13 protein-coding genes and 1 pseudogene are annotated in these 14,063 nt (G+C 37.2%); 7 read left to right on the top strand and 7 right to left on the bottom strand.

The genetic code is table 11. From position 1 onward, the window contains the following. On the top strand, positions 1-307 hold a 307-nt coding region (locus H5115_RS17765), incomplete at its 5' end, for a hypothetical protein (RefSeq protein WP_182756595.1). A 676-nt stretch (positions 308-983) separates the two neighbouring features. On the opposite strand, the gene H5115_RS17760 is transcribed toward H5115_RS17765, so the two are convergent. From H5115_RS17760 to H5115_RS17745, 4 genes and pseudogenes are all read right to left on the bottom strand, one after another. After that, positions 984-2,615: a sensor domain-containing diguanylate cyclase gene (locus H5115_RS17760; RefSeq protein WP_182756593.1), complete on the bottom strand. Its 1,632-nt coding sequence runs from the start codon at positions 2,613-2,615 to the stop codon at positions 984-986. Then, positions 2,608-3,048 carry a hypothetical protein gene (locus tag H5115_RS17755; RefSeq protein WP_182671637.1) on the bottom strand — a complete coding sequence of 147 codons (441 nt, stop codon included), beginning with the start codon at positions 3,046-3,048 and terminating at the stop codon, positions 2,608-2,610. Before H5115_RS17755 ends, H5115_RS17760 begins: the two co-directional genes overlap by 8 nt. Continuing rightward, the gene (locus H5115_RS17750) at positions 3,048-4,310 is read right to left on the bottom strand and encodes a hypothetical protein (RefSeq protein ID WP_182756591.1); all 1,263 of its coding nucleotides are present in this window, start codon (positions 4,308-4,310) and stop codon (positions 3,048-3,050) included. Before H5115_RS17750 ends, H5115_RS17755 begins: the two co-directional genes overlap by 1 nt. A 335-nt stretch (positions 4,311-4,645) precedes the next feature. Continuing rightward, a pseudogene (locus tag H5115_RS17745) lies at positions 4,646-5,558 on the bottom strand (2OG-Fe(II) oxygenase family protein). A gap of 324 nt (positions 5,559-5,882) precedes the next feature. Between H5115_RS17745 and H5115_RS17740 the strand changes: the two are divergent. Next, a complete protein-coding gene (locus tag H5115_RS17740; protein ID WP_002962631.1) occupies positions 5,883-6,122 on the top strand; it encodes a hypothetical protein in 240 nt (79 codons plus the stop codon). 68 nt (positions 6,123-6,190) lie between these two features. Here the strand turns inward: H5115_RS17740 and msrA are convergent, their stop codons facing one another. Continuing rightward, complete coding sequence (gene msrA / locus H5115_RS17735) at positions 6,191-6,790, bottom strand: peptide-methionine (S)-S-oxide reductase MsrA (protein ID WP_182756590.1); 600 nt, start codon at positions 6,788-6,790, stop codon at positions 6,191-6,193. A gap of 281 nt (positions 6,791-7,071) precedes the next feature. Here msrA and H5115_RS17730 point away from each other — a divergent pair, with 281 nt between their 5' ends. Continuing rightward, positions 7,072-7,266: a CPXCG motif-containing cysteine-rich protein gene (locus tag H5115_RS17730; protein ID WP_007377176.1), complete on the top strand. Its 195-nt coding sequence runs from the start codon at positions 7,072-7,074 to the stop codon at positions 7,264-7,266. Between the two features lie 58 nt (positions 7,267-7,324). On the opposite strand, the gene H5115_RS17725 is transcribed toward H5115_RS17730, so the two are convergent. Further along, positions 7,325-7,525, bottom strand: coding sequence for a hypothetical protein (locus H5115_RS17725; RefSeq protein ID WP_002962626.1), 201 nt, complete (start codon positions 7,523-7,525; stop codon positions 7,325-7,327). A 107-nt stretch (positions 7,526-7,632) separates the two neighbouring features. Here H5115_RS17725 and H5115_RS17720 point away from each other — a divergent pair, with 107 nt between their 5' ends. The 3 genes from H5115_RS17720 to H5115_RS17710 all read left to right on the top strand — a co-directional run bounded on the left by H5115_RS17720 (position 7,633) and on the right by H5115_RS17710 (position 9,801). Further along, positions 7,633-8,115: a GNAT family N-acetyltransferase gene (locus H5115_RS17720; RefSeq protein ID WP_182756588.1), complete on the top strand. Its 483-nt coding sequence runs from the start codon at positions 7,633-7,635 to the stop codon at positions 8,113-8,115. 162 nt (positions 8,116-8,277) lie between these two features. Beyond that, the gene (locus H5115_RS17715) at positions 8,278-8,889 is read left to right on the top strand and encodes a MarC family protein (protein WP_182756586.1); all 612 of its coding nucleotides are present in this window, start codon (positions 8,278-8,280) and stop codon (positions 8,887-8,889) included. A gap of 30 nt (positions 8,890-8,919) precedes the next feature. Beyond that, positions 8,920-9,801 carry an alpha/beta hydrolase gene (locus tag H5115_RS17710; protein ID WP_182756585.1) on the top strand — a complete coding sequence of 294 codons (882 nt, stop codon included), beginning with the start codon at positions 8,920-8,922 and terminating at the stop codon, positions 9,799-9,801. Positions 9,802-10,578: 777 nt separating this feature from the next. On the opposite strand, the gene H5115_RS17705 is transcribed toward H5115_RS17710, so the two are convergent. Continuing rightward, entirely contained in the window at positions 10,579-11,787 is a 1,209-nt protein-coding gene (locus H5115_RS17705) for a porin (protein ID WP_182756583.1), read from the bottom strand. Between the two features lie 636 nt (positions 11,788-12,423). On the opposite strand from H5115_RS17705, the gene H5115_RS17700 reads away from it, so the two are divergent. Beyond that, the gene (locus H5115_RS17700) at positions 12,424-14,013 is read left to right on the top strand and encodes an ABC-F family ATPase (protein WP_182756597.1); all 1,590 of its coding nucleotides are present in this window, start codon (positions 12,424-12,426) and stop codon (positions 14,011-14,013) included. The last annotated feature ends 50 nt before the right edge of the window (positions 14,014-14,063 follow it).

Here is a 14,063-nt window from a genome sequence, read left to right as displayed (position 1 = left end):
CTTCATCACTCTAGAAGATGGAAGCACAGTTCCTCTAGTTGAAATACATATAGATAGTCTAACAAATTCAAATTTGGACAAAGAAAGTAAAATTTATCAAGAAATTAAAAGCAGTTTTTCAAAAGTAAAAAAAATTAAAAATAAATCTTATTCCTTTACTTTATATGCCGAAGTAAAGCCAGATTTAGTTGACACACAAATCGCCTATCTATATTCAAAAGAAAATGGAATTTTTATTGGGATTACATCGACAATCCCTGAGAAAGATTTTTTAAATTTTTTAAAATCAATCCACGAAAAAAAATAAGGAAGTTAAATGTCTAACACCATCGAGTAACTAGATAAAGAAGACCAAGAAAACCTACAATTCATATTACAAAAAATGTTTCCTGAAAGTAGTGCCTTTAAAGAAAATAAGCCTTCGATTGAGACTTTACGGGTCTATATGCAAGCTCTTAAAGCGAATACGTTTTGTTACTACTGAATTAGCTACAGCTACAGTAAAGCATGTATACAGAGGTAAGTTTAAAAAGGTCGTCAACAAGGTTCTAAAAGAAATAAAAGGTCACTATAAAGAAAATAACCTTAACTTTTTTATTTGCAATCAGGTAGTAAAATACAAATATAAGTCTCCTTTAGTTAATTCCCTTCAAGGCTATTTCTAATATATAGGTCTTCTTATTATAGTTAAAATAATACACATGTAAGGCTACGTGTTAGTAGCCTTTATAAATTTATTTACTAAAGGCTTTTGGCAGTGGTTTGCTTTAGCATTAGTCTGTTTTTTATATTATTGCTTATTTGCCTCAGTGTATATTCACACTTTCCAATTGCTTATTTAGGTGCTATTTCTTATTTTGGGTTAGCGGCTTATTTTTATAATAAAGACTATTTGAAAGTCGTTAAAACTTTATAGCATTAGCTTCTACTGTCTATTTTCGTTACTTCAGGAAACTGTGTGCTCTTATCTAAGTCACACCATCTTACTTTTTAAACTCGTCATAAAATGCAATTTGCCCTCGGCCAGTTTCTTTTATGTGGTAGAGCATGTTGTCTGCGTTTAGCATTAACGCAACTAATTCGTTGCCATCATTTGGGGCTACTGCAATACCTATGCTTGCACCTACTGCGCATGTTTTATTTTGCGCAATATTAATATCGTGTTTTAACTCATTAAGTAAGGCGTTCGCTTTTTGTTGTGTTGCCGTTTTATCGTAGGTTTTAATTTGCTGCGCAACAATAAATTCGTCACCGCCTAGGCGGATACACATATCGTTTTTTTCGTGAAAAAGTGTTTTAAATCTGTGCGCTATTTCAATTAGCACTTTGTCGCCGGCTTCGTGGCCGTAGGTGTCGTTAATGGGTTTAAACTTATCTAAATCAATCATCATTAGTACTAGGTGCTGATTGTGTTTAATGCACTCGCGCAGTGCTTTTTTAAGGCGTTTTTCACCGGCGCGTCGGTTTAATAAGCCAGTGAGTGGGTCGTGATCGGCTTCAAAGCGGGTTTGCTGTTCGCGTTCTGCGCGCTCGGTTACATCGTGTAAAATTACTTCTACTAGCTGCTCTTGTTTGGGGTTTCGTTTGGTATCTCTTTGGTCTGTTAACCTTACAAATAAACAATGAAACCATACCGTTTTATAGCCAACTTTACACTCTACATCTAAGGTGGTTTGTGGTGGGTTTTTAGCAGAGCGAATATCTGCCAGTAGGCTTTGTAATTCGTCTACATTGCTAAGTAACTCAGGAAAATGCAAGGTTGGTAATTCTTCTTCACCAGGTACGGTAAAGTAATGCTTAAATGCAGGGTTAAAGGTGGTGATAATGTTTTTGTCATCGAGTAAACAAATACCTGCGCTGGCTTGTTCAAAAATAAGTCTAAATTTAGCTTCTAGCTCTTGAGTTTTTTTACGCAGTGTTTGCTCATTACTAATAGTTAAATGTAGCTCGTGCATTAAGGCATTTATACCTTGGGTTAAACGGCTTATTTCGTCCCGTTTGCCTTGCTTGAAGGTTAGCATTTTTAGGGTTTCTGGCTCGCTTGGATTTATTTTAGCAAAGCTGTCGGTTAGGTTTTGAATTGGCTGTGTAAGCCAGCGCTGAACAACCAGCGATACAAAAAATGCGATAACAATGGATTGAATCAGCATTAAGATAAATTCTTTTATAAGCGCTGACTGTGCTTGTTGTTCAATGAAGTTATCGTCTGGGTATATGGCGAGTACACCTATAAAAGTGTCTTCTATAAAAGGGTGAACTAATTTAATTAAAACAGCTTCATTTTTTTTGTTAGTAGATCCTTTTGCTATAAATAAATCCATCTCTCCTTTAGGGTTTACTTCTCCTTCTAGGCTTGCGCCTTGCACTAAGTCGTTACTGAGTAGGCCGTTAATAATTTCTTGGCTTAATTCTTTGTCATTTAAGTAAGCGGCAATAGCGGCTGTTTTTTCCATTGTTTGCGCTAACTGTTGAACGAGTAGGTAATTTGTGTTTTTTTTCTCTTTAAAGCCCGAGTAATAAGAGAGCATAGACGAGACTAAAGACACAACAATAGCAACTAACGCAATTGATATAGCGACGCGTATGTAGAGTTTTTGGCTAATAATTTTAATCAAATGTGTATACCACTTTTACTGCATCTGTAACTTGCGATAGCGGAATGTAGCCAATTGCAAATTGTGATGCTGCTATTTTGTTTATTGCGTCTTCTACCGATGTTGAAGGCGTGGGTGGCTTTGCGCGCCCTGAAAATAAAAGCCTTGCCCAATACGCATTTATTTTTTGCTCGTCTTTATTAACCAGTTTTAAGTAAAAGTCGTTTTTTAATGTTGATTGCGCGGGTAAATCAAGCGGTTTTGAGGTCTCACCATCAGGGAAAGTTAAATACCGGCCCATGTAAATATCAATAATTTCTCGTTTTGATAATGCGTTAATCGCATTGCTTTTATTAACCACGACTACAAACTCTGTTGATTTAGCATAAAAGCTCATAAAAAGCAGGCACAAAGGCAGCAATGCAGTTATAAAAAAGTTGCGAGAGCTCATCATTAAAACACCATACTAGCATTTAGACTAAGTATATGTACTTTGTGGCCCTCATCAACATCTGAAGGGTTGCTAAGACTCCATAAGCCAGCGCCTTGAGGCTTAATATCAAAGCGGTCTAACTGGGCTTTTAATGCTATGCGCTCAGACAGTTGCCATTTTACGCCTACGTTAATTGAGTGTTGGTGAACATTGGTAACTTTAACAGCAGACTGACTGGCAACTGCGAGTTGTTGTATAGGCACTGAAAATTGCTCGGGAGTGCTTGGCGGAAAAGCAGGATCGTTTACTTTTATTACGTCATGTCGGTGTTTAGCCGCTGTAAAACCTGTATAAAATATTGCGTTATCTACACGGTAACCTGCACTAATGTAGCCACTAAGAACTGACGGAGCAACTATCCAATCGGATTCTGAAATACCCATCTCAGATTGGATTAGCCAATTGTTGTGATCGTAAGTAAGCCCAAACGCGGCGTATTCTATACTGTTACCTTTGGTGTTAAATTTGTTTGATATTTTTTGCGCTTGCGGCCATATACTTTGTGGTATTGAGTTGAGTGCGGCTAAATACTCATCTAAAGAGGTTAACTTATAATCTCCAAAGTCTGACTTTGATAATGAAAAACGCATAGTCCAAGCATCTAAATAGTAGGTTGCGCTAAAAGTTGTTAAGTTATCAAAATCAATAAAAAAGTCGTTATTATAGGCTTGTAGCTTGGCTGTTGTACTACCATAAGCAAGTTTTAAACGTAAAAAACCGTCGTTAATTGCTTTGCTGTATTCCACATCTACACCATCGAAATTTCCTGCAATGTTTGCAAACGAGTAGTGCGAATGAGGCGGGCGCACCCATAAATAGGCATATCCTACGTAAGGGTATTCCGATAGTAAGTAAAGGTCGCTATTTAACCTGCCTGCACGAATAGCCCAATGACGGGTAGGGCGATAACGCGCAAAGGCGAGCTCTAAAAAATTATCAAAGCTTTTAAAGGCATGATCTTGAATAACTACTTGAAACACAGAGTCCCAATTTTTTGAGAGTGATATATTAGCCTGCCCACCTAAAATTGAATCTCGCGTTGCTGAAAAACCAGATTCGTTGACATTTGAATAACTCGATGCAAAGCCAATATCTGAATCGTCCGTGTAGCTGAGTGTTAAGGATGCAAAACCGCTAAATTGCACGTCTATGTCGTTTGCATAGGTTTTATTAGCAGCAGAAATTGCCAATATTGCTATGGCAATTGTACCTCGGAACAACATGTTAGCTCGTATTTTTATAATGTAGATAGTAAAAAGATAGCACAATTTATTAAATTACCAACTTAAGCATTACAGTGGCTTATCAATTAAATACAAAAAAATATGAGACCCCCCCTAAATTTTGTACTTTGTTAAGCGAAGTACTGGGACATAAGAAAATCAAGGCGGAAAATTTGTGTTATCTATTGTTATAAGTGGCGACAATATAGATTATGAATAGGGCGGTTTTTTGATATTACTAAACTTAAAACGTGTTGGTTACTGGATGAGCTTTATTTTTATAAGGCTGCTTAAATTAGGCAGCCATTTGTATTTAAAACGTTAAAAGCGCTGACTTAAAACGGTGCATAGCCATCATTTGGTTTATTTGGGTTAGTCCAGCGCTGTTTAGCATCAACAGGAATGCGTGGTGCACCTTGTGCTGGTAATCTACCGCGCTCCCCATACAACCACAATACAAAGTTAGTTCGCTCGCCACTGGTAATAGGCTTGGAAGCGTGTGCAATATTGCCTCGATGTAACATGGCAGTACCAGGCTTAAAGGTAAGTGATTTAATGTCACCTGTGTACGGGTGATAAAAGTCCACTTGTGACCCTGTAAACTCTTCGCCTGGTAAATTTAGGTTAATGTTAAGCGTTACAGCTGATGCGTCGGTATGTGGGCGAATTGATGAATCTGTATTTGGCTCATAATAAATTGAAAAGCCAAATGTTTGTGTATCAAACCCCATAACTTCCGGGAACAGCATACGTGAAATAGGGCGCATATAAGTGTTTAGTATTTCGTTATAAAATGACTGAAAGCTTGGCGCGGCTAAATAACCTTCTGATCGGCTATCAAGCATGGCACCACGGCGATTTAACACTATGCCGTATGGCTAGCGCATAGGAATTTGCGAATTCCATACTTTTTCTAAATATCCGCGTAATACTGCTAGGCGCTCAGGATCAAAAAATTGAAATTGAAACACATCAGGCGCTACTTCGTGTAATAACGCTTTTACGGCCAGCTCTTTTGATGGATCTTCCCATGCTTGCTTTACTGCTTCACGCAGGTTTTTATCAAGTAGTGTCGTCTAGCGTAAACGTTGAGCTATCTATTGATGTTGCTTCCCATTCGCTCCACGCGTTTGTAATTAGGTCAGTGTTGTTTATCCAAAAGTTTTGTACTGCTGGTTCACGGTAAAGCATGGCTTGTAGTGTTGGTAACTCTAGAGCACGCGCTAGTTGTAATTGGTTGCCAAACATTTTGTGTCACTCCAGTTGTTGAATTTTGTTTATATCAATTTAGGAGTGCAATTTATTGCATTTGATTTAGTAGATAAACAGCCTGCTTTAGGAAACAGAATATACTATTTATTGATAATGAATCCTAAAACTAAGTATCTTAAGTCAAGCAGTGCTGTCCACTTAAAAGCGAAGTACCACGTATCCTATTTTCTATTTAAGCACTTAGCTTAATTACAAAGGCTTTATGAAATAGACGGTGTATAAATAAACCTTTATTATAAATCCCTTATTTTGCCTATGTTATAGCTAGGAATTAATAGCAATATAAAATGGAGATTAATTGTGGAAGATAAATTAAAAGAAAAAAGTGTGACACAGAAATTTTTTGGTGAATATTCTTGGATGTATCAAGTTTCAGCGTTTGTTGCTTTTATTATGGTTATTTACATTAGCTTTAATGGAGAAGGAAATGTTTGGACACAGCTTGTGAGAGGTGATTTTAATTCTGCTTTGCTTGTTAGCATTGTTGGTTACTTATCTGAATTTAGATATCGATTTATTAAAGAATCTCGCAATAACTAAAATATTAAAAAGCTGATAATTAAATCAGCCTTTTAATATTTTACAGTGGATTACCTGATTAAACGCGATTAATGGGTTGTTCTGTCGCCCCAAATTTCTTCTAGGCGGCTGTCGCGACCACAACGCCAACGATAGGTGTTGTATCGGATTGGATTGTTTTTGTAATAATCTTGATGAAAGCTTTCCCTCCCTTTTATAGGGTAAAAGGTGCTTGCGTTTAGTATAGGTGTAACCACAGTTTGGTTAGGAAACTCGGCAACTACTGCAGCTTTTGTTTTTTCGGCTAATTTACGTTGTTCGTCGTTTTGTACAAATATAGCGCTTAAGTAACTAGGGCCTTTATCACAAAATTGGCCTCTTGCATCAAAAGGATCAATATTAACCCAGTAATGATCAAGTATGCCCTGATAGCTTACTATGGCCGGATCGTAAGTAATTTCTACCGCCTCGTAATGGCCTTTATGATTACCATTGTATGTCGGGTTTTTAAGTTTACCGCCAGTAAAGCCTGATATTACATCGGTTACGCCTTCTAGCTTTTCAAAGTCACTTTCCATACACCAAAAACAACCTCCAGCTAGAACGGCTTTTTCGGTTTTAGCTGCATGGGAAAATGTACTAAACAAAATAACGGCAGATGTTAATGCAAGCGTAAGTGATTTTTTCATAAAATTATCCATCTGTACTGTGAGTTTATAAATACTTATAAAGTTAGACCCGCTAAGTGCTAATACAATTTCATTGTAGGGGGCTGGCCAACTTATCTATGGTGAAAAATATTGTACTTTGACAAGTTTTATAGGGATAAGGCTAGTAACAAGATCACTATTTAAGTTAGTAGCACGGTTTAATTGGGTTAGCCAAGTATGCGTTATTTAATGGGGTGTTGAATTATGCTTACGTGTTCATTAAAGTGACAACATTCGTGATATAAATTAGCAGGTGATAAATGAACCAGTTAACAGAAACATCAATAAGCTGCCCTTATTGTGGAGAAAGTATAGAAGTATTACTTGATGCAGCAGATATTGATGAGCAATACATAGAAGACTGCCAAGTATGCTGTAAGCCTATTTCGTTTGTGGTATTTGAAAATGATGACGAGCTAAACGTTAATGTTTACAGCGAAGACGATACATTTTAACTCGTTGATTAGATAGTAGGCTGCAATATTGCAGCCTTTTTACTGTGTATGTGTTTGGTTAGCTATTTTGCTCACGCGCTAATTGGTTAGGTAGAAGTTCTTCTACTATTTCGCGTGCTGGAAGCGTATAGCGTGTGCCGTCAAACATTACTGAGGTAAACTCGTTAATATTAGTAATGCCTGTTAAGGTCCAGCCTTCGCCGCGCTTTGGGCAATATACTGTGGTAGTGGGTTGTATTACTTTAAAATCGTCACTCATTACGTTCTCTTACTCTTTTTGCTTTAAAGATAATGCTTGTTAATAGGGTATGGTAAGTTAATAATGCGTGCCCATAAAGAGCTAATTTAACTAACCACTTAAATAAAATGTTTAACACCACAAAGCTTGAGCGCGTTACGCTGCGTTTAGTTACCCACAAACACGCAGCGTGTTTATTTAATATTTTAAACCACCCGTACGTGTCAGAATTTAACGACTACGAAACACCGCTCAGCAAAACGCAAATCAAACAATTAATACAAGATGATATTAGTGCATACTACGAAGGCGAAGTGATTAGAGTCGCAATTGAACATAATATATCTGGAAAGTTAATGGGTACTTGTGGGCTTTATAATTTAACCCCGTGTAAAAGTAGTGCGTTTATAGGATTTGAGCTGCATCCTGACTTTTGGGATAAGGGCGTAATGTTTGAAGTGGTGACCGGTTTTATTGAAACTCTAGTTAAGCATATTCCGCTTAAACATTTGTCTGCTGAGGTGAGTGCACATAATGCACGTTCCCATAATTTACTTATGAAACTGGGCTTTAGTTTAAGAGAAAATTCTATTTGGCATAAATCACTTTAACTCAAGACGGCAATTATAAGTGCTTACCTTTTTTCAATCCTCAATCCTTAAAGCTCAGTAAATAAAATACAAAAAATAGCGGCTTTCTATTATAGTTAAGCGTAAGCAAATGAATTTGTTACCCGTGTTTTATTAAACATTTACGCTTAACAAGGATTTTATATGCTAGAAAAACTCTCTCAAGATGCGCTTGTAATTTGGGCGACCATTGACCCAATAGGCACTATGGCGCTGTTTGCTGCGCTTACTTCTCATTTAACTGATCAACAACGCCGTAAAACTGCATTTAAAACGGTGCTTTATGCCGGGGGCGTATTATTGGGTTCTATTTTAATAGGGCAACTAATACTTAATGCGATGGGAATTAGGTTGGTGTCGTTTCAGTTAGGGGGCGGAATTATATTGTTTTTGTTTGGCCTGCAAATGATTTTTGGAAACGATTCTAACAAAGCCAAACAAGACCCCGATCACGATATAGCCGTGTTTCCGCTTGCTATACCGGCAACGGCGACTCCTGGCGCTATTTTGGCGGTAATACTACTTACCGATAACCATATACACCCAATTACTACTCAAATAGGCACAGCGCTTGTTACTATTGGTGTGTTGGGTATTACATTAATACTGTTGCTGCTTTCGGGTAAAATTATTAAGCTAATTGGTACTGGCGGCGCGTCTATTTTAACGCGAGTGATGGGCATGATTTTAGCCGCGTTTTCGGTTGAGCTTATTATGACCGCGCTGGAAATAAAACAATGGGTTAAGCTTGGTTAGATAACTCCTAAACATTGAAAGGAATGCCGTATGGCAATAAAAATAACAAAACACTATATTATTAATTTAAGTTTAGCCGTAGTCATTTTTGCTATTGGTATTTTAGCTATACGCTATTACAACCATTATGTATCGGCCTATACAGATGTAACAATTAACTCAAGCGTGCTTAATGAGTCGCGCAAAGTGTTTATAAGATTGCCCGCTAATTATAATCCTAAAAAAGCGTATCCGTTAATTATTAAAACCGATGGTAACTTTAATTTAGATACATGGGATAAAGCACTTACAAAACAAGCTAAGAGCGAAAAAGGGGATAAGGCTATATTGGTGTCTATTCCTAATTTGTTTTTTACAGATACACGTAATCGCGATTTAGTACCTCCTTATGCCCGCCAAGATGTAAATACACAAGCGCGTCCAGAGCATGAAACACTTATTGAACCAAATGGTGAAGCCGACAAGTTTTTAGCGTTTATTGAAACTGAGTTACTCCCTTATTTATCTGCAAAATATAAGCTTAGTAATAACCGTGTATTAAGTGGTTTTTCGGCAGGTGGTAGCTTTGTGCTTTATACACTGCATACAAAACCTGAACTGTTTAATGGCTATTTTGCTTTTAGCCCAGCGGCTTGGTATGACGATATGACCGTAGTTAATAATGTAGAAGCGTTTTTAAGTGCCCAAGATAACAAAGTGAAGTCGTCTACATATTTATATCTTTCGGTGGGCGGGGCAGAGCATCCGCTAATGTTAAAAGCGTTTAGTAATTTAGAGGCCGCTTTAACAACCAATCCTAACAATAACCTCGTGTGGCAAAGTGCAATAAACAAAGGTGCTGAGCATTCAGATAATCCATCAATTAGTGTGGCTAAGGCATTAGCTGGTTATAGTACGTTTATTAAAAAGTAAGATAGATTGGTTTAAACGGCACTGTGTATATATACAGTTGCAGTTGTTTTATCTATTTATGATAACGAATCAGCTTTATAACACTTTATCTACTTCAATATTATTAACGAGTTACAAAGAAAGGTAGGTTTAAATTATTTTTGCACAGTAATTACATATACTGTTTTTATATACAGTTCACAAATATTGAATTAGAATACCGTCAGTACCCATGAGCATATACACATCTATTTGTTACTGCTTTTAATCAGCCTTTCGCCTTTGTGATCAGCAATAAGCAGTGTAAGTACTTTGCAAGTTCAATATAGTTTCAGCATATTTTTATACTCTTAATGCAGTTAATATAAGTTGGCTGGTGGCTTTACAGCAAAAGAACACATCATACTAAATATTATTATAATGCTAAACTTAGCAATAGAGTCAAATTAGAAAAAAATAATCAGAGAGATAATCAAAATAATAAAGCCTGCGATAACTACATCCACTAAAAATATAAATGCCGAGTGTGGACTATGAGTGATTAATTAAAGTTTTCCCCGCTCATTGTAATGAGCAGCAAAACGGTAAACGTTAAAAATAGGGGCATCGTGAATGGTGCTATTACAAATTAAAAAAGCAGATACCAATGCGGCTGTTAATGCCTTTTTTAAATATCCTTAAATGCAAAATTGAGTATTGTAAAAAGTATTGCGGAATAAAAAAAAGCCCAGTTAAAAAAGTTAAAAGGGCTAAAAGGGTTGTGCTTAGGGAAGTTGTAGTCGTTTTATAAACTTATATTTAAAACTTATACCTAAAACCAAATGCTATACCGTCATCTTCCGACTGTTCCATTTGTGCTTGTTGATCGTCGTTATCGCTTTCAAAGTCGCTAAAGTCTTTACGCGCTTCTACGTAGGCAATAGTGTCTTCGTCAATTAAGTAGTGAAGGCCAATAACAGCAAACTGACGCTTAAATATATCGTCTGGGTCGGCGTTAAAGTTTGGCTGAATTACGTAATCATCACCGGCATCAAACACGTTGTAGGCAATAAAAGGGCGAAAATCGTTATCAAAGCGGTAAGATGCAAATGTTTCTACACCGATTGCGTCTTTAATTAAGCGACCAATGTTATCTGTGTCGTGGTTTTTGTTTTTATTTACGTTGGCTGCAACGTATAGGCCGGGCTCATCTATGTTGCCCCACATAATACCTGCACCATAAATTAAATCTTCAACATTACGAGTAGAACCATCGCCAAACGTTAAATCAAACTCACCACGGTTAACACCTGCTGTAAGTGTTAGCATGTCAGTTGGGGTATAAGTTACAGACGCACCAAATGTGTAATTAAATTCAACTTCTTGGGCTGCACTATCGCCAGAGTTCCAAAGTGCTTCACATTCTTCTTCTGAAATGTCGGTGACGTCACAGGTATAAAATTCGCTGTTTTTAAGCTGCGCTTGTACTGCAAAACTAAAATCGTTATAGCTATTGCGATACTGCACTAATTTATCTCCACGGCCAGTGCCATTAACAGCGCCATCGTCTTTGTTATAGGTGTAAACACCAGCCGCATTACCATCCCATACAAAGCTATTATTTGTGCCGTAAACTACGTCGTACCATGCACCCCATTGTTTACCAATGGTAAGTTGGCCATATTTTTCGTGCGAAAGCCCTGCGTAACCTAAACGGTTGTATAAAAACTCATCCTGGATAGACTCAAAACGGTTGTTATAAATAATATCGCTGCTGCCAACAGGGTTTACACCCCATTCTACGAGTGCGATTGCGGTCCAGTCTTTCTTAAGCTTTCGGGTAAATCCAAAGTTAATGCGCGAGGTACCGTTAACAACTTCGGTTTCGTTTTGTGTATTAATTACACGCACATCAAGATATCCACCAACTTCAACAGTATTTTTGTCATCTTTGTATAATTCTACTGCCAAAACAGCGGGTGCGAATACAATACTTGCGCTAATAAGCGTCGCTAATTTTTTGCTCATCTTGTGTGTTGCCCTGTGTAAATTGGTCAATTTTTTACGTAGGTAAAAATTCAGATTCGAAGACTAACAAAGCAATAAACGGCTCAAAAGTGAAAAATACTCAATAAAATTAATCGTTAAACTTAACGGATATTCACTAAAGGTTAATTTTGTTTTTCATGTGTTGCAAAAGTTTATGTTTTTAATGATTTGATAGGTAAATAGGATGAGGAATTAGCGATGTGTAAAAATTGTAATTTGAATTAATTTCATCTTGGTTAAAAAGTAGTAACTAGTGTAAAAGCTCTAAAAGTACTTTATTTTCATAAATATAACTTTTTATTATTATAGGATGAACAAAAATGAGTTAAGTAGACACACAAACACGTTAAAAGTGTTTTCACTCTAATTTGTATCGTAATTTCCAATCTCTTATGCCTGTTTGTAAAACATACTTTATGGATTTTAATTAGAATAAGTTGAATAAAAATTAACGAAACCATTAAATCTAATCCGTTATTTTACTACTAACTACATAGCCATAATAAATGGCTAAAACGCAGTGGTTTGCTTTTAAACTTTCATAGAAAAACAGGCCATTTTGGTTTAAACTGCGCGCAATTTAAATACATCATTACTCCTTTGGAGGGTAGCGCTATTATTAGTACAGCTAATGTCACCATGCAATTTGGTGCTAAACCATTATTTGAAAATATCTCAGCAAAATTTGGCGATGGTAACCGTTACGGTTTAATCGGTGCAAATGGTTGTGGTAAATCAACATTTATGAAAATTTTAAGTGGTGAGCTTGAAGCGTCTTCAGGTAATGTAAGTACTGATCCTAACGAACGCGTTGCTAAACTTAATCAAGATCAGTTTGCCTACGAAGAATTCTCAGTAATCGATACCGTGATTATGGGCCACAAAGAGCTGTGGGAAATCAAACAAGAACGAGACCGTATTTACTCTTTACCTGAAATGAGTGAAGAGGACGGTATGAAAGTAGCCGATCTTGAAACTGAATTTGCTGAAATGGATGGTTACTCTGCGGAATCTAAAGCAGGTGAGCTTTTATTAGGTGTAGGTATTGGCACTGACCAACACTTTGGCCCAATGTCAGAAATTGCACCGGGTTTTAAGCTGCGCGTGCTACTTGCACAGGTGTTGTTTTCAGACCCAGACATTATGCTACTTGATGAGCCTACTAATAACTTGGATATTTACACCATCAAGTGGTTAGAAGACGTGTTAAATCAGCGCGACTGTACCATGATAATCATCTCGCATGACCGTCACTTTTTAAACTCTGTGTGTACACACATGGCCGACATTGACTACGGCGAGCTTCGTATTTACCCAGGTAATTATGACGAATACATGTTTGCAGCAACGCAAGCACGTGAGCAATTACTTAACGAAAACGCTAAAAAGAAAAACCAAATTGCTGAACTTCAACAGTTTGTTTCTCGTTTTTCTGCTAACGCCTCTAAAGCTAAGCAAGCAACATCGCGTGCTAAACGTATCGACAAAATCCAATTAGACGAAGTAAAAGCGTCTTCACGCCAAACGCCGTTTATCCGTTTCGACCAAGAAAAACAGTTATTCAGAAACGCTCTTGAAATGACCAACCTAACACAAGGTTTTGACGACAATACGTTGTTTTCTGGACTTGAAGGTTTAGTAGAAGTTGGCGAACGTATTGCTATTATTGGTGAAAATGGTGTTGGTAAAACAACATTACTCAATACATTAGCAGGGCGCTTAGCACCTAAAGCTGGTGAGTTTAAGTTCTCAGAAAACGCGAACATTGGTTACTACGCGCAAGATCACGCTGATGAGTTTGCCACCGACATGAACTTGTTTCAGTGGATGGAGCAATGGCAACAAGAAGGCGACGACGAGCAAGTGGTTCGTAGCTTCTTAGGCCGTATGTTATTCTCTCAAAACGATATTAAAAAATCAGTTAAAGTAATTTCAGGTGGTGAGCAAGGCCGCATGTTGTTTGGTAAAATTATGATGCATAAACCAAACATATTGTTAATGGATGAGCCAACTAACCACATGGATATGGAATCTATCGAGGCGCTTAACTTAGCCCTTGAAGCTTACGAGGGTACATTGATGTTTGTATCTCACGACCGTCAGTTTGTATCATCGGTTGCAACCCGCATTTGGGAAATTAAAGACGGTAAAGTTATCGACTTTAGAGGCAACTACGCAGAATACCTAGCGAGTAAAGAAGCTTAATTAGCTATTTACCCGTTAACTCTAAAAAGCCATGTTTAAACATGGCTTTT

This window comes from Pseudoalteromonas sp. SR44-2, from assembly GCF_014163745.1.
In the GTDB taxonomy this organism is placed as follows: Bacteria; Pseudomonadota; Gammaproteobacteria; order Enterobacterales; family Alteromonadaceae; genus Pseudoalteromonas; species Pseudoalteromonas distincta.
Note: the sequence above shows the minus strand (reverse complement) of the source record. Positions and strands in the feature narration are given on the sequence as shown.